At 66.7% G+C, this 16,162-nt stretch carries 16 protein-coding genes; 7 read left to right on the forward strand and 9 right to left on the reverse strand.

Annotated features, from left to right (window positions below):
* The first annotated feature begins 107 nt into the window (after positions 1 to 107).
* Positions 108 to 1,007 carry a LysR family transcriptional regulator gene (locus VL15_RS19565; RefSeq protein ID WP_048247941.1) on the forward strand — a complete coding sequence of 300 codons (900 nt, stop codon included), beginning with the start codon at positions 108 to 110 and terminating at the stop codon, positions 1,005 to 1,007.
* Positions 1,008 to 1,169: 162 nt separating this feature from the next.
* The gene (locus VL15_RS19570) at positions 1,170 to 1,703 is read left to right on the forward strand and encodes a class IV adenylate cyclase (RefSeq protein ID WP_048247943.1); all 534 of its coding nucleotides are present in this window, start codon (positions 1,170 to 1,172) and stop codon (positions 1,701 to 1,703) included.
* Between the two features lie 51 nt (positions 1,704 to 1,754).
* On the opposite strand, the gene VL15_RS19575 is transcribed toward VL15_RS19570, so the two are convergent.
* Entirely contained in the window at positions 1,755 to 2,240 is a 486-nt protein-coding gene (locus VL15_RS19575; RefSeq protein ID WP_006408082.1) for an Lrp/AsnC family transcriptional regulator, read from the reverse strand.
* A gap of 106 nt (positions 2,241 to 2,346) precedes the next feature.
* On the opposite strand from VL15_RS19575, the gene phhA reads away from it, so the two are divergent.
* Both phhA and VL15_RS19585 read left to right on the forward strand, forming a co-directional pair.
* Entirely contained in the window at positions 2,347 to 3,273 is a 927-nt protein-coding gene (gene phhA, locus VL15_RS19580; protein WP_080970885.1) for a phenylalanine 4-monooxygenase, read from the forward strand.
* Positions 3,274 to 3,418: 145 nt separating this feature from the next.
* Positions 3,419 to 3,727, forward strand: coding sequence for a 4a-hydroxytetrahydrobiopterin dehydratase (locus VL15_RS19585; protein ID WP_048247945.1), 309 nt, complete (start codon positions 3,419 to 3,421; stop codon positions 3,725 to 3,727).
* Positions 3,728 to 3,819: 92 nt separating this feature from the next.
* Here VL15_RS19585 and VL15_RS19590 read toward each other — a convergent pair whose 3' ends face one another.
* Entirely contained in the window at positions 3,820 to 4,050 is a 231-nt protein-coding gene (locus VL15_RS19590; RefSeq protein WP_034183818.1) for a DUF3717 domain-containing protein, read from the reverse strand.
* Positions 4,051 to 4,171: 121 nt separating this feature from the next.
* Between VL15_RS19590 and VL15_RS19595 the strand changes: the two genes are divergently transcribed.
* Both VL15_RS19595 and VL15_RS19600 read left to right on the forward strand, forming a co-directional pair.
* Complete coding sequence (locus VL15_RS19595; protein WP_006401494.1) at positions 4,172 to 4,864, forward strand: response regulator transcription factor; 693 nt, start codon at positions 4,172 to 4,174, stop codon at positions 4,862 to 4,864.
* Positions 4,865 to 4,980: 116 nt separating this feature from the next.
* Positions 4,981 to 6,465: a sensor histidine kinase gene (locus VL15_RS19600; RefSeq protein WP_048248022.1), complete on the forward strand. Its 1,485-nt coding sequence runs from the start codon at positions 4,981 to 4,983 to the stop codon at positions 6,463 to 6,465.
* Between the two features lie 141 nt (positions 6,466 to 6,606).
* Here VL15_RS19600 and VL15_RS19605 read toward each other — a convergent pair whose 3' ends face one another.
* The 7 genes from VL15_RS19605 to mnmC all read right to left on the reverse strand — a co-directional run bounded on the left by VL15_RS19605 (position 6,607) and on the right by mnmC (position 15,493).
* The gene (locus tag VL15_RS19605; RefSeq protein WP_048247948.1) at positions 6,607 to 7,137 is read right to left on the reverse strand and encodes an SET domain-containing protein; all 531 of its coding nucleotides are present in this window, start codon (positions 7,135 to 7,137) and stop codon (positions 6,607 to 6,609) included.
* Positions 7,138 to 7,316: 179 nt separating this feature from the next.
* Positions 7,317 to 8,429: an NADH:flavin oxidoreductase/NADH oxidase gene (locus VL15_RS19610; protein ID WP_048247949.1), complete on the reverse strand. Its 1,113-nt coding sequence runs from the start codon at positions 8,427 to 8,429 to the stop codon at positions 7,317 to 7,319.
* 209 nt (positions 8,430 to 8,638) lie between these two features.
* A complete protein-coding gene (locus VL15_RS19615) occupies positions 8,639 to 9,349 on the reverse strand; it encodes a glutamine amidotransferase (protein ID WP_048248023.1) in 711 nt (236 codons plus the stop codon).
* A 28-nt stretch (positions 9,350 to 9,377) separates the two neighbouring features.
* Positions 9,378 to 10,016: a MarR family winged helix-turn-helix transcriptional regulator gene (locus VL15_RS19620; protein ID WP_043184842.1), complete on the reverse strand. Its 639-nt coding sequence runs from the start codon at positions 10,014 to 10,016 to the stop codon at positions 9,378 to 9,380.
* A 507-nt stretch (positions 10,017 to 10,523) separates the two neighbouring features.
* Positions 10,524 to 11,639 carry a YbdK family carboxylate-amine ligase gene (locus VL15_RS19625; protein ID WP_048247951.1) on the reverse strand — a complete coding sequence of 372 codons (1,116 nt, stop codon included), beginning with the start codon at positions 11,637 to 11,639 and terminating at the stop codon, positions 10,524 to 10,526.
* A gap of 14 nt (positions 11,640 to 11,653) precedes the next feature.
* On the reverse strand, positions 11,654 to 12,868 hold the full coding sequence (locus VL15_RS19630; protein WP_048247953.1) for a cation:proton antiporter: 1,215 nt from the start codon (positions 12,866 to 12,868) through the stop codon (positions 11,654 to 11,656).
* A 672-nt stretch (positions 12,869 to 13,540) separates the two neighbouring features.
* Entirely contained in the window at positions 13,541 to 15,493 is a 1,953-nt protein-coding gene (gene mnmC / locus VL15_RS19635; protein ID WP_048247955.1) for a bifunctional tRNA (5-methylaminomethyl-2-thiouridine)(34)-methyltransferase MnmD/FAD-dependent 5-carboxymethylaminomethyl-2-thiouridine(34) oxidoreductase MnmC, read from the reverse strand.
* A gap of 388 nt (positions 15,494 to 15,881) precedes the next feature.
* Here mnmC and VL15_RS19640 point away from each other — a divergent pair, with 388 nt between their 5' ends.
* On the forward strand, positions 15,882 to 16,160 hold the full coding sequence (locus VL15_RS19640; RefSeq protein ID WP_006401505.1) for an HU family DNA-binding protein: 279 nt from the start codon (positions 15,882 to 15,884) through the stop codon (positions 16,158 to 16,160).
* The last annotated feature ends 2 nt before the right edge of the window (positions 16,161 to 16,162 follow it).

Here is a 16,162-nt window from a genome sequence, read left to right on the forward strand (position 1 = left end):
CGCTTGCGGCCCCACGCGCCACGACCGTTGAAGCGTACTCCGGCAGCCGGCCGCCGATCCAATGAGTTATGCTGAACTGCGTTATAAGCCGCGCTCATATCACGACGATGGATCTCACCCTGCTCCGCGCGTTCGCGACGGTCGCGCGCGAAGGCAACCTGACACGCGCCGCCGCGCAACTGCACCTGACGCAGCCAGCCGTCAGCCTACAGATCAAGCATCTGCAGGAAACGCTCGGCGTCGCGCTGTTCACCCGTACGTCGCGCGGGCTCGCGCTCACGCGCGACGGCCAGACGCTGCTGCCGCACGCGGAACGTGCGCTCGCCGCGGCCGCCGACGTGCAGCGCGCCGCTGCTGCGCTGCGGCACGAAGTGCGCGGCCGGCTGCGGATCGGCACGATCCTCGATCCGGGCTTCCTGCGGCTCGGCGGCTTCCTGCGCGCGCTGGTCGAGACCCATCCGCAGATCGAGACGGCGCTGCGGCACGGGATGTCGGGCTGGGTGATCGAACAGGTGCGCGCGCAGGCGCTCGACGTCGGCTACTACATCGGCCGGCCGGGCGAGGACGACCCGCTCGACGGCGCACTGTTCCATACCGTCACACTCACGCATTTCCAGTACCGCGTGCTCGCACCGGCCGGCTGGAAGGAGCGCGTGCAGCGCGCGCACGACTGGCGCGCGCTCGCCGCGCTGCCGTGGATCTGGACGCCGCCGGCGTCCGCGCACCACCGGCTGCTGTCGCGGCGCTTCGCGAACGCCGGCGCGCAGCCCGTGAAGGTCGCCGAGGTCGATCAGGAGCAGTCGATGCTCGACCTCGTCAAGTCGGGAATCGGGCTGACACTCGCACGCGACTCGACCGCGCTGGCCGAAGCGCACGCACATGCGCTGACGATCGTCGAGCGCGTGACCGTGCCGACCGAACTGACGTTCGTGACGCTCGCCGAGCGGCGCGACGAACCGGCGATCGCGGCCGCGCTGCGGCTGATCGAAGCCCAGTGGGCGATATGAGCGCTGCTGATGAAGGCGCGGCCGCCACGCACCGGGCGCCGGTATCGCGCGCAACACGCGTCATCTCGCCACGCCCCCCGCCCGCCGTCACGCCACCATCCCCGCCTTTTTGCTAGATTGTGCGTTCGCACACCGCGAGACCCCTTATCGAAGGAGACCCGCATGGCCCGCAACATCGAGATCAAAGCCCGCGCCCGCGCATTCGACCAGTTGCGCGAACGCGCTGCGACGCTCGCGACCGAAGCGCCGCTGTTCTACCGCCAGCAGGATTTCTTCTATGACGTGCCGCGCGGTCGGCTGAAGCTGCGCCGCTTCGAGGACGGCACGCCGGCCGAACTGATCTTCTACCAGCGCGACGATCGCGACGGCCCGAAGGCGTCGTACTACACCCGCAGCCCGGTGACGAATCCCGACGCGATGCACGCGCTGCTCGCCACCGCGCTGACCACCCGCGGGATCGTGACGAAGGAACGGCATGTATACCTCGCGGGCCGCACGCGCATCCACCTCGACCGCGTCGACGGCCTCGGCGACTTCATCGAACTGGAAGTCGTGCTCGGCCCCGACGACGACGAAGCCGGCGGTGAAGCCGAAGCGCACGACGTGTTCGCCAAGCTCGGCGTGTCGCAGGACGATCTCGTCGCGGTCGCGTACGTCGACCTGCTGAACGCGGACACGCCGCACGAGGCAGCCTGATCCGGCCCTGCCGGCGGCGCAGCGCGCGGCGGCCCTAGCCCCGTCGCCGCGTCACGCGGCGCCGGGCGCCAGGTGCGCGAGCGGCAGCGCGCCGTTGCGCTTGAAGGTCGTCAGCACGATGTTCGAGCGCACGCTGTCGACGCCCGGCACGCGCATCAGCTTCTTCATCACGAACTGCGACAGCGCGTTCAGGTCCGGCGCGACGATCCGCAGCAGATAATCGGCATCGCCCACCACCGCATGGCATTCGAGCACTTCGGGCAGCACGTCGATCTGCTGCTGGAACTGCTCGATGATCGAGTCGCCATGGTGTTTCAGCTTCAGGCTCGTGAACGCGGTAACGCCGAGCCCGAGCTTTTCGGGGCGCAGCATCACGCGGTAGCCTTCGATCACGCCCGCCGCCTCGAGCCGCTGCAGCCGCCGGCCGATCTGCGACGGCGACAGCGGCACCTCCTCGCCGAGCTGCTGATGCGTCGCGCGACCGAAGCGCTGCAGCACGTCCAGCAGCGCGAGATCGAAGTGATCGAGTTCCAGCATGAGCATTCTCCGCATTGATTCGTGATTTGATGCACGATTATCGCATCATCCGGCGAATCAACGCCAATATTGCGCCCATTCCGCGCGCAGGCCGCTCTACACTTGCATGGTTCCCAACCACAGCGTGCAGAGCCTGATCATGCCCACCGTCGTCACCGCGAAACTGCAGGAGCAGTTCGACGCGGGCCTCGAAACCCGCGCGGATTTCACCATCGACCAGCCGCTGGCCCGCTACGGCCAGGTCGACCATGCGGTGTGGAAGCAGCTCTATGCGCGCCAGTCGGCGCTGCTTCGCGGGCGCGCATGCGATGCGTTCGTCACGGGGCTCGGGAAGATCGACCTGCCGGCCGATCGCGTGCCGTCGTTCGCCGACGTGAACCGCCAGCTGAAGCCGGCAACGGGCTGGGAGATCGTCGCGGTGCCGGGCCTCGTGCCCGACCGCGTATTCTTCGAGCACCTCGCGAACCGGCGTTTCCCGGTCACCTGGTGGATGCGCCGTCCCGACCAGCTCGACTACCTGCAGGAACCCGACTGCTTCCACGACCTGTTCGGCCACGTGCCGCTACTGATCGACCCGGTGTTCGCCGACTACATGCAGGCATACGGGCGCACCGCACTCGCGGTTGCCGACGACGAAGCGGCGCTGGCGCGGCTCGCGCGGCTCTACTGGTATACGGTCGAATTCGGGCTGATCCGCGACCCGCGCGGCACGAACGGGCTGTCGATCTACGGCGCCGGGATCGTGTCGAGCAAGGGTGAAAGCCTGTACAGCCTGGAAAGCGCGGCGCCGAACCGGCTCGGCTTCGATCTCGAGCGCGTGATGCGCACGAAGTACCGGATCGATACGTTCCAGAAGACCTACTTCGTGATCGACGATTTCGCGCAGCTGTTCGCGCTCGCCGATGTCGACAGCCGCGCGCTGGCGGACCGGCTGGCGGCGCTGCCCGAATTCGCGGCCGGCGCGGTGCTCGCGACCGACCGCGTGCTGCACCGCGGCACGGGCGAAGGCTGGCCCGACGACGCCGACGCGTAACGCGCCAAGCCGCGCCGCATTCCGGCCTCCGTCCCCGGATGCCCATCCCCGGATGCCCGTCGCACAACTATGAAACAATGAACGGCGCCGGCTTCGCCGCGCGGCCCCTGCCGTGCGCGGGCGCCGTTACCAAACGAGGTGCAACATGATCCACAAGCTCACATCAGAAGAACGCAAGACCCGGCTCGAAGGCCTGCCGCTCTGGACGGCCGTGCCGGGCCGCGATGCGATCCAGCGCAGCCTGCGCTTCGCCGATTTCAACGAAGCCTTCGGCTTCATGACGCGCGTCGCGATCAAGGCGCAGGAAATGAACCACCATCCGGAATGGTTCAACGTGTACAACCGCGTCGACGTCACGCTGTCGACCCACGACGCCGACGGCCTGACCGAACGCGACATCGAACTGGCGCTGTTCATCGACCGTGCCGGCGCGCACGCGCACCCGGCCGCCTGAGGCCTTCCTCTACCGCCGCGCATCTTTCGATGCGCGGCGCGTCAACTTTTCATTTCGATGAACGTTTTCTAGGATGTAGTCAGCGAAAGCCTTCAGCTTTCCAAGCCATCCTTAAGGCGCACGTAAGTCTCGTACGCTTTCCGCGCCTTGGGGTCCAAACCTTCCAGTTGCAGCGCGCTTTCGCGCTGTACAATCAGCAGCGCATACGGCTTGGAGAGCGCGCTGGCCTCTTCGCAGAGTTTGAGTTCGTCGCCGCTCGACGGCGAGCGGGCGCGCCAGAAATTGATCGCGGCTTCAAGGTCGTTGATCGAGATATCGGACATGTTTGGATTTAATCGTTCGCTGGCCGCCACGCTTGATGTCGGTGATGCGGCGCCCCTGTGGAAACGGCGTCGTGCTGTCCGCGTGCCTGAACCGCCAACCCATTGTACTTGAGCGAACTTCATGCGACTCCTTCTGATCGAAGACGACCGCCCCATCGCACGCGGTATCCAGAGCAGCCTCGAGCAGGCTGGCTTCACCGTCGACATGGTGCATGACGGCATTTTTGCCGAACAGGCGCTGGCACAGAACCGCCACGAACTCGTGATCCTCGACCTCGGCCTGCCGGGCATCGACGGGATGACGCTGCTCACGCGCTTCCGCCAGACCAACCGCCACACGCCCGTGATCGTACTGACCGCGCGTGACGAGCTGAACGACCGGATCCAGGGCCTGAATTCGGGCGCCGACGACTACATGCTCAAGCCGTTCGAGCCGGCCGAACTCGAAGCGCGCATCCGCGCGGTGATGCGCCGCAGCGGCCCGCACAGCGACATGCCGCGTCCGGAAGTGTCGCTCGGCGGCGTCCGCCTGTCGGGCGTCGACCGCCGCATCTTCAACGACGACAAGCCGCTCGAACTGTCGCCGCGCGAATTCGCGGTGCTCGAGATGCTGCTGCTGCGTCACGGCCGCGTCGTCAGCAAGGCCCAGCTGCAGGATCACCTCACGCACTTCGGCGGCGATCTCGGCGATACCGCGATCGAAGTCTATGTGCATCGCGTGCGCAAGAAACTCGAGCAGTGCCGTGTCGAAATCGTCACGGTGCGCGGCTTCGGCTACCTGCTGCAGGAAATCCGCCAGACGGCGAGCGTCTGAGCGGCGCCGCACCGGCCGGCCGCGTGCCGCCGGCGTCCACGCCCTGCCCCGCGTCGTCGCCCGGCGCACGACCGCGCCGCTCCCCGTGAGCGGCGCTTATCCATTTGCCCGTCGAAATGTCTCCTGATCCGGCTGTGACCACCAGCCTGCGCCGCTCGCTGCTCCGGCGCCTCGCCGCGCCGCTGTCGATGCTCGCGCTGATGAGCGGCCTGATCGCCTACTGGCTCGCGTGGCAATACACGCAGCACGTGATCGACCGCTCGCTCGCCGATCTCGCGACCGCCATCTCGAAACAGATCCAGATCGCCGGCCCCGACGCGCCGTTCACGGTGCCGCCGCTCGCGCAGGCGATGTTCTCCGATCCCGCCGAGGCGCTGATCTACCGGATCAGCGACGGCGAACAGGAACTCGCCGGCGATCCGAAGCTGCCGCTGCAGGGCATCAACGTGCGCCGCATGCATCATGCGTACGTGTTCGAGGCCGAGTACGACAACCGCGCGGTGCGGGTCGCGCAGGTGCGCGTCGACGACGTCGAGGGCGGCAAGCCGATGGTCGTCGAGGTCGCGCAGCCGGTGCGGCACCGCTACCGGATCGCGGCCGAATTCCTCGTCGCGATCATGATGCCGCTGCTGCTGCTGCTGCTCGCGGGCTGGGGCATTGTCTGGCGCGTCGTGAACCAGCAGCTCGGCCCGCTCACGCATCTCGCCGATTCGCTGAACCGGCAGACCCACACGTCGCTGGAGCCAGTCGACGAAACTGAAGTGCCGCTGGAGATCCGGCCGCTGACGAGCGCGATGAACGCGCTGCTCGGCCGCCTGAAGACCGCGCTCGACGCGCAGCGCAAGTTCATCGCCGATGCCGCGCACCAGTTGCGCACGCCGCTCACGGCCGTGAAGCTGCATGCCGAGCAGGCGGCCGTCGCGCGCGATCCGCACCAGACCTTCGCCGCGGTGCGCGAGCTGCGCGCGGCCGCCGACCGCGCGGTGCGGCTGTCGAACCAGCTGCTGTCGCTCGCTCGTGCGGAACCGGGCGAACAGGCCGCGCGTTTCGTCGACGTCGACCTCGCGGCAATGGCGTTCGAGACGGGCGCCGAATGGGTGCCGCGCGCGCTCGCATCGCATGTCGACCTCGGCTTCCAGCGCAGCGACGACCCCGGCGACGACCATAAGCTGACCGTGCGTGGCAACCCCGTGCTGCTGCGCGAGGTGATCGCGAACCTGCTCGACAATGCGCTGAAATACGTGCCGCTCGCGCGGCCGGACGGCGCGCGGATCACGGTGAACGTCGCGCGCGGCGCACTCGAGGACGGCCAGCCGGCTGCCGAAATCGTCGTCGAGGACAACGGCCCGGGCGTCCCCGCGAACCAGCAGGCCGACCTGTTCAAGCGCTTCTTCCGCGGCGACGCGCAAAGCGGCAACGGCGTCGAGACCGGCGCCGGGCTCGGTCTCGCGATCGTGCACGACATCATCGCGATGCATGGCGGCACCGTGTCGTACGAGGATGCGTCGGGAGGCGGCTCGCGCTTCGTGGTGAGGGTACCGCTCGCCGGGCACACGGAGAAGCCGGCCAGCGAAACGCCGGCGGCCGCGTCGACGCACTGAGCGATCACCCGGCGATTTACGACGGGCGGGCGACCGTTGGCCGGCTCGCCCGCCGGATCAAGAAGCAGGAACAACGGCTGCGCAGTGCGGCAACCGTCCGCTGAAACGGCAGCGACGGCGCACGGTGCGCCGCCGCCTGCGTTACTTCTTGCTTTTCTTGTCCTTCGATTTGGACTCGGACTTGCCGTCCTTCTTGTCCTTCTTCTTTTTCTTCTTTTCGCCGTCGTCCGACGTCGCGAGCAGCGTGCCGCGGCACGCGGCCGCGCCGCAATGGCACGCGTATTCGCGCTTCAGCGTCTTCGTCAGCTTCGCGTCGATCACGAGGCCGTAGTCGTAGAACAACTCCTCCTCCGACCCGATGTCGCGCAGCGCGTGGATGTACACGCGGCCTTTGACTTCCTCGGCTTCGCAGTTCGGCGCGCACGAATGGTTGATCCAGCGCGCGCTGTTGCCGTCGATCTTGCCGTCGATCACGCCGCCTTCGTCCAGTGCGAAGTAGAACGTATGGTTCGGCTCGCTCGGGTCGTGCGGATGGCGGCGCAGCGCTTCCTTCCACGAAATTCGTTCGCCCTTGTATTCCACTACGCGCTCGCCGGCCTTGATCGGCGCCACGGCGAACACGCCCTTGCCGTGTACTCCCGAGCGGCGCACCGCGATCCTGCGTGAACTCATCGAACGAATCCTTGTGAAGACGAATGAATGGAAGACGACCGCGATCGCGGCCTGGCGTCGCGCGAAACGAAAACGCGGCACCGGTTGGTGCCGCGTCGGGGCATGCGGCGAATCACCCGCATCCTACACGTTCACGATTGCTTCGTTCAACATCGCGCTCAATATTGCGCGCTTGACACTCAACGCTGGCCGAAGGCGATGTCACCGAACAACGCCTTGTGCTCGCGCGGCTGCGAGCGCCAGTACTGCGGCGGCGCCGTCACCTGCGCGCCGAGCTCGGCCGCCGCATGCCACGGCCAGCGCGGGTCGTACAGCATCGCGCGCGCCATCGCGACGAAATCGGCATCGCCGGACTCGATGAGCCGGTTCGCATGCGCGGGCTCGTTGATCAGGCCGACCGCCATCGTCGGCATGCCGACCGCGCGCTTCACGGCCTGCGCGAACGGCACCTGATAGCCGGGCGACAGCGGAATCTTCTGCAGCGGCGATACGCCGCCGGACGACACGTCGATCCAGTCGCAGCCGCGACGCTTCAGTTCGTGCGCGAACGCGATCGTGTCGTCGAGCTCCCAGCCGCCTTCGACCCAGTCGGTCGCGGACACGCGCACGCCGACCGGCCGATCTTCCGGAAACGCCGCGCGCACGATCTCGAAGATCTCGAGCGGAAAACGCATCCGGTTTTCGAGCGAGCCGCCGTATTCGTCGGTGCGCTGGTTCGCGAGCGGCGACAGGAACTGGTGCAGCAGGTAGCCGTGCGCCGCGTGCACTTCGATCGCGTCGATGCCGAGCCGCGCCGCGCGCTTCGCGGCGGCCGCGAACGCTGCGCGGATCCGATTCAGGCCCGCGGCATCGAGCGCGAGCGGCGGCGTCTCGCCGTCCTTGTGCGGCACGGCCGACGGCCCGTGCGGCAGCCAGCCGCCGTCGGCGACGGACACGAGCTGGCCGCCCTCCCACGGCCCGGCGCTCGACGCCTTGCGCCCCGCATGCGACAACTGCATCGCAACGGGGATCGGCGAATGCTTGCGGATCGCGGCCAGCACGGGCTTCAGCGCGGCTTCGGTCACGTCGTCCCACAGGCCGAGGTCGCCATGCGTGATGCGCCCGTCGGGTTCGACCGCGGTCGCCTCGATGCAGAGCAGCCCCGCGCCGGACAGCGCGAGATGGCCGAGGTGAATCATGTGCCAGTCGGTCGCTTCGCCGCGCTCGGCCGAATACTGGCACATCGGGGAGATCACGATCCGGTTCGGAAGAGTCACGCCGCGCAGCGTGAACGGGGAAAACAGCGCAGTCATGGAGGCCGCTCGCCAGGAAGGGAAAGAGCGAACGAGCGTAGCACGCAGGCCCGAAGCGTGCAGGTGCCGTGGGCGGCAGTAAGGGGATGGTCAGGTGCGGCCGGCAGCTTGCCGGCGATGCTGGAAACGCCGGGAACGCAGCGACACGCCGGCCTGCAACGGATGCAGGCCGGGCAACAGGTTCGCGGCGACCGGCGCCGCCCGCGACGTCAGAGCCCGACGCTGTCGAGCCACTCCGCGAACATGCGCCGCGCGGCCGTCTCGAGCGCGGGGCCGTGCTGCGCGGTATCGGCGCGCAACTGGCGCGCGTCGATGCCGGGCGTCGCGGCGATTTCGCCCGCATTCCCGATCAGCCAGGGTTCGAAACGGTCGGCGCGGATTTCCGGATGACACTGCAGCGCCAGCACGTGCTGCCCCCACGCGAATGCCTGGTGGCGGCACGCCGGCGTCGACGCGAGATGAATCGCACCGCCCGGCAGGTCGAACGTGTCGCCGTGCCAGTGCAGCATCGACGTCGCCGCGCCATCGAGATGGCGCAGCGGCGACGCGCGGCCGGCATCGGTGAGCGTCAGCGGCGCCCAGCCGAGTTCGTGCTGCGCAGCCGGATAGACGCGCGCGCCGAGCGCACGGGCGATGAACTGAGCGCCGAGGCAGATGCCGAGGATCGGCAGCCCCGCGTCGATGCGCTGACGCACGAGCGCCGCGAGCGGCGCGATCGTCGGATACTGCGCATCGTCGTACACGCTGAGCGGCCCGCCGAGCACGACGAACAGCGACGGCGCGAGCGCGTCGAGCACCTCGACCCGCGACGACCCGACATCGACGTAGCGCACCCGCCGGCCCCGTTCGCCGAGCACCTGCTCGAAGCTCCCGAGATCCTCGAAATGCACGTGGCGGATCGCCACGACTTCAGCGTTCATCATCGGCCTCCCGGTCGATCGACGGACGTCAGCCGGCGAAAATCTTCCAGGTCTTCTTCTGCGTCGCCGCGTCGGCCTCTTCCTGCACCGAGCAGTCGAGACGCAAGTCGCTGTCGGACATCGAGATGTCGAGCGCCGCGCAGTGATGCACGGTCTTCTTCGACAACTTGCCCGGCTGGAAGTGGGCGCACGTCACGCACATGCGCTGCGGCGGCGTCGCACCGGCCACCTGCAGCTCGCGCAGCGTCTTCAGCAGCGCGCGATACAGTGCGCCCTGCTCGTCCGCGCCGAGCTTGCCGACCGCTTTCGTCAGGAATTCCGGCCATTGCAGCGCCTTCTTCGCGGCCGTACGGCCGCGGGCCGACAGGCGCACGGCCAGCGCGCGGCCATCGTCCAGCGCACGGCGCTTCTCGACGAGCCCCTTCGTCTCGAGCGTGCTGACCGCATCGCTCGTGGTGGCCGCGGTGAGCTGCGTCTCGCGCGCGATCTCGCCGAGCCGCATCGGACCCTTGCGCTGCAGCAGCAGCACGAGAATCTCGCCCTGCGTCGGCGTAAGGCCCGCGCCTTCCGCCCAATCCCATGCCTGGCTTCGCATGGCCGTACTCAACCGCAGCAGGCTGTGGGTGACACGTCCCGAAGCCTGGTTCCCGTAAACGCCTTCGCTCATAGTCTTTTCGCTTTGCCGCCGCCCGGATTGCCGAGCGGCCGTAGTGTGGAGATCAAATGTCTATCTCAAATCAGACGCGCTCTTGCGAGTGCGTCAGCACGGCCGTCGCGAGGCACACGCGGCGGTCGCGTTCGCGGCGACCGGTGAGACACGCGTCGTTCCGGTGTCCGCAAAGCCGACATTCTAAGCGACAGTGGAAAATCGCACAGCTAAGTTATCCCCTGCATTCTGTGGAAAATCGCTGGATAACTGAAATTTTTCGTTGTGCCTGCAATGCCGCGCGCCCGCGGAACGGGGCGCGCAAACATTTTCCTGTTCGGATCGGCCATCGGGGGAATGGCAATGATCCACCGGGTTATCCCACCCGCAGACCATTGACTTTGCAGCAGAATATTGAGTTATCCACAGATTTTCAGGACGACTGGCAACGATTTCGGCCTGAATCCGGGCCGAGCGTCGTTCAGCGAATCGCGATGCGGTCGAGCCTGCAATCTGCAAAACATTTTTTCATTCACGCCACCGTAAGCACTGCTGGCGGACCGTCTCGTTCAGTGATTTTTCCTGTTTGAAAACGGTTCTCAACCACGATGCGTCGTTCACGCGCGCTTTTGCCAGCGCGCCGATCTCGTCGAGCGCCGCGCGCGAGCCGAGCGCGGCCGCATGCGGCGCGATCCGGTCGAGCGTGTCGAGGATGTCTTCCGCGATCGTGCGGCGTTCACCCGTCTGAGGATTCACGCAAGTGCCCTCGAGCCCGAAGCGGCACGCTTCGAAACGGTTGAACGTGTAGACGAGGTAGTCGTCCTCCGACAGCTTCAGCGGCCGGTCGGTCAGCAGGTAGCGCGCGAGCGTCTGGATGTAGCAGGCGATCGCCGCCGCACGGTCGACCGACAGCGGCGTATCCATCACGCGCACCTCGATCGTGCCGAAGCCGGGCTTCGGGCGGATGTCCCAGTAGAAGTCCTTCATCGAGTTGACGACGCCCGTGTTCACCATCTTCGTGAAGTACTCCTCGAAGCTGTCCCAGGTCAGCACGAACGGCGCGCGGCCCGACAGCGGGAACGCGAACACCGAATTCAGGCGTGCCGACTGGAAGCCCGTGTCGACGTTCTGCACGAACGGCGACGACGCGGACAGCGCGATGAAGTGCGGAATGAAGCGCGACATCGAGTGAAGCAGGAACAGCGCGCTGTCGGAATCGGGACAGCCGATGTGGACGTGCTGGCCGAACACGGTGAACTGTTTGGCCAGATAGCCGTACAGCTCGGAGATGTACTGGAAGCGCGGCGCGTCGTAGATCTGCCGGTCGCTCCATTGCTGGAACGCGTGCGTGCCGCCGCCGGCGAGCCCGACGTTGAGCTGGTCGGCCGCCTTCACGAGCACGTCCCGGATCGCATGGAGCTCGCTGACCGCCTGCTCGTGCGTATGGCAGATGCCGGTCGACAGCTCGATCATGCTCTCGGTGATTTCCGGCGTGATGTTGCCCGGAAAGGTCTCGCCCTGGATCAGGCGCATCAGGTCGGATGCAGCCTTGGTCAGGTCGTAGTTGTGCGTGTTGACGACCTGGATCTCCAGTTCGACGCCGAACGTGAACGGTTCGGAATTGACGAAGGTTTCGAGTGCCATGGCAGGTTCCTGAATCAGTTGCTGTCGCTGCGTTCACCGACCGCCGACAGGCATCGGTAGACGACGAACGGACTGACGAGCTGCAAGACCACGATCGTGCACATCACGATCGCGCGCAGGTGCGGGTCGAAATTCGGATACAGCTGGTAGGTGTCGTCGACGAGCAGGTACGACAGCGCGGACATCGGCGTGAGTGCGATGCCGAGCGCGACGCCCTGCTTCATCCCGATGCCGCTCGGCTTCGCGAACGCGACGACGCCGGCCAGCTTCGCGACGAGCCGCGTGACGATCAGCACGATCGCGAGCAGCCCGCCGAGCGCGAGGTCGCCCCACGTGAACGACGTGAGCGTCAGCACGAACAGGACCACCGTCAGCAGCCAGCCGGCCGTGCCGAAGTGCTCGGGCCACAGCTGCGGACGCGCTTCGAGGTTCTTCACGATGATGCCGGCGAGCAGCAGCGTGAGCAGCGTCGACAGCTTCAGCGCCTGTGCCACCGCGATCGCAAGCATCACGAGCCCGAACAGTGCGACGAATGAATGCTCGTCGCGCATCGTCGACGTCATGTGGCGGAACAGGAAATTGCACGAACGCGCGACCAGGTACGCGACGATGAACGAGCCGGCGATCAGGTAGAGCGGCTGCAGGATCGTCGCGAAAACGTTGCCGTACGCTTCCTGGTGGAGCCAGCTGGTCACGAGCTTGGTCAGCACGATCGCGTACACGCTGTTGAGCGCTGTGAGCGTGATGAGCCGCTGCGACACCTGCCCTTCCGCGCGCAGTTCGGTCTTGAGCTGGATCACCATCGACGGCGACGTCGCGATCGCGATCGCCGACAGCACCAGCGCGACCATCCCCGATACGCCCAGCGCGAGCATCACGAACAGCACGAGCACGAACGTCAGCGTGGCTTCGGCAAGGCTCGACGCGATAAGCCATGGATTGCGCCGGATCCAGCGCAGGTCGAGGCGGCTGCCGAGCTCGAACAGCAGCAGGCCGAGCGCGACGTCGATCAGCAGCCGCGAGGTTTCGTCGGTGCTCGCGTCGATCACGCCGAACCCGAACGAACCGGCGATCAAACCGATCACCGCATAGCCGGTAATGCGCGGCAGGCGCCACGCGCGATAGCACAGCTCGCCGCACAGGCCGGCCGCGAACAACGCGAGCCCGGCCCAGAACACGGCATCCGGCGCAAGCGGCCAGTTGGGCAGAAATGAGAACGCCGACTTCATCGTGGTGACTTCTCCTTTGGAAGCAACCGCCAGCGACGCAGGGTCAAACGTCAGAAATGGATGCGCGCCGGCTGGGTGTCGCCCCGAATTTGATTGTTGTGGTCGACGACGGCGGGACATGGGATCCGCCTGTTCCGCCACTCGGCGGAACGTCGCACAGATTGCCGATCTGGATTGTCGGCCTGGTGTGTGAACGGACAGCGCAGTCTCGAAGATTCAGATTCGAAAACGTGCCGACCGTTCCATTGAAGCATGTCCGGCGCCTGGCCGAACGAACGCGAAGGACACCGATTGTGCCACAGCTTTTTCGGTCTGGAACCCATTGAATCGACTCGCGGCGCTGTGCGGCACCACAGGTCTTTGGTTTCAAAGGTTTACTTGTATATATACGTAGTAGAAGTTAACAAGGCCGGCACAGTTCTGTGGATAACTTCAGTTTACGCTGACGGATCAATGCTTTGCAGAAGCCATAACCCGTTGCACAGGCTGTTCGTGCACAGAGGTTTGAGTTGAGCAACTTTTGGCCCCTCTCACAGCTGTGTGGAGTTACCCAGTTTACGTCCACTGTGATTACACACGAAGTGCGTGTGGATTTCGCAAGGTTATCCACAGCAACGGGTGGATAACCTTGCACAGGAAAATCGGGAAACTGTGACGGATGCGTGCGGCCGGTCAGCCGGCCGAGGCGATGCGGCGAGCGCGCAGTGCGCGGATCAGGAAGCGTGCCGGGTCGACGGCTTCGGCGAGTTCGCGCTCGAGCGGCCACGGCTCGCCTTCGAGTTGCGATGCAATCAGTTCGGCGCCGAGGGCGGCCCATACGAGGCCGCGCGAGCCGAAGCCGAAGGCGCCGTAGAGGCCGGGCATGCGCGGCAGGTCGCGCGCCTTGGCGCCGCTCAGCGCGCGTGCGTTCGCGACGGCCTGCGCTTCGTCGGCGAGCGGGCCGATCAGCGGCAGACGGTCGGCGACGACCCAGCGGAATGCGACGCGGCCGCCCAGCGTGCCGACGTCCGGCAGGTCGCCGATCAGGCCCGGCAGCAGGTGCCGCACGCGGTCGAGATTTTCGACGTGGCCGGCCGTACGCATCGCGGGATCGACGTCGTCGGGTTCGAACGTCGCGCCGATTAGCAGCGTGCCGTCGTCGAGCGGCACCGCGTAACCGTCGCCGATCGTCGGACATGGCAGCGGCGCCGCACTGCCGGGCGGCAGCAGCGTGAGCTGGCCGCGCACCGGTTGCAGCGCGACATGCTGCAGCCCGGCGAGACGCACGGCGTCGCCTGCGTTCGCGAGCACCACGACGGGGGCTTCGGCCAGCGTGCTACCCGCCGCGTCGAGCGCATGCCACGTGTCGCCCCGCCGCTCGAGCCGCGCGACGCCGGTGGAGGCGAGCAATCGCACGCGTTCGCCGGCCGCCGCGCATTGCGCCGCGCAAAGCCCCGCCGGCCAGACGGCGCCGCCATGCGGAAACAGCAGGCCGCCATGCGCGACCGGCAGGTTCAGATGGGCGCGCGCGGCATCGGCATCGAGCAGCGATGCATAGTCGGACGGCGCGCCGAACGCATCGAATGCGTCGCGCATCCGCGCGAAATCGTCAGCAGATTCGGCGAGATGGATCATCCCGTGCGTGCTGCGCGCGAACGCATGACCTGCACGTTCGAGCGCACGCCAGCGTGCGATCGCGTGCAGGAAGCCGCTGCGCGTGAGCCGGCTCGCGACGTTGTCGTCGCGCGTCATCAGCGGGTGGAATACACCGGCCGGATTGCCCGACGCTTCGCTTGCGATCCGTTCGTGCCGCTCGATCAGCGTGACGTCCCAGCCGCGCGCGACCAGACGTTCGACGACCGCGCAGCCCGCCAGGCCCGCGCCGATCACGATCGCGCGGCGCGTCGCGACGGGCAGTGCGCGCGGCGGCTCGTGCCGGCGTGAGCGCCAGCGTGGCGCATATTCGCCGACGAGCAGATCGTCGACTTCGCTATACGTGAAGCCTGCTTCGCCGAGTGCATGCTTCATGGCGTCGGAATGCACATGCGTCGCAAACGTCGCGCCTTCGCCGGCGATCTTCGCGCATGCACGGACCACGTCGTTCGACCACTGATCCGTGTCGTCCGATGCTGCGACGCCGTCGAGACAGAATGCATCGGCGCGCGCGACGAGCTTCGTCAACCTGTCGATCGCATCGCCGAATGCGAGCGTGAGCACCACGCGCCCCGCATCGAATTCGAGCCGGTGCAGGCCCGGCACGAGCATCGGCCATGCGTCGACGAGCGCATCGACGTCCGCCGATATGGTTGTGTTCGCAACGATATGGGAAAGCGCGCGGCGCAGGTCGTCGCGCGAGAACGGGCGCGGCTCGACCGCGACGAAATGCAGCCGCTCGCAGCGTGCGGGGTCGTCGCGCCACGTGGCCCAGGTCGACAGGAAGCTGTCGCCCGCGCCGAAGCGCGTCGCGACGATCGTGAACGTGCGGCGGCCGTGCCAGCGCGCCGGCAGCCCGTTGCCCGCGACGAACGCGCGATGCGAGTGCGCGAGTGCGCCTGACGCGCCGCGATGGAGGTCGCCGAACTCGGGCGAAACGAGCGTGCCGTCGTCGCGAAGCGCGAGCGTGGCGGGAACAAGTCGGTCGGGCATGCGAAACAAAAAACGTGGCAGCCAAGCCTGGCAAGGGATTGCGCGGGGTCGTCCGAGCGGCCGTTGGAAAAGGCCAACGGGGCGGCGCACGGGCGGACCGCGCTGCGTATCCTGTCCGGTTGGCGCAGGTCAAAAAACGGGCAATCGACGATTCATTCGGCGAAATACCGATGAAAATCTTTGAAACCCTTGTCGTTATTGGGTTTGCGCTGCGCTATCATAGCAACGCCGTACCGCGGGGTGGCCGCCGGCAAGCCGGAGGGCGCGTCGCGCGGGCCAGGATTCGGCGCTGTGTCGTCGGAGTCTGACTCTCGACGGCACGGTTCGCGCACGTATAATCGGCGCGTTCGCGCTGTTCGTGTCAACCTAACCTGATAAAGGAACCTTAATGAACAAACAGGAACTGATCGACGCCGTCGCCGCCCAAACGGGCGCCAGCAAGGCTCAAACCGGCGAAACGCTGGACACGCTGCTCGAAGTCATCAAGAAGGCCGTGTCGAAGGGTGATGCGGTTCAGCTGATCGGCTTCGGCAGCTTCGGTTCGGGCAAGCGCGCAGCACGTACGGGCCGCAACCCGAAGACCGGCGAAACCATCAAGATCCCGGCAGCCAAGACGGTCAAGTTCACGGCTGGCAAGGCGTTCAAGGACGCCGTCAACAAGCGTTAAAC

This window comes from Burkholderia cepacia, assembly GCF_001039005.1.
Classification (GTDB): Bacteria; Pseudomonadota; Gammaproteobacteria; order Burkholderiales; family Burkholderiaceae; genus Burkholderia; species Burkholderia theae.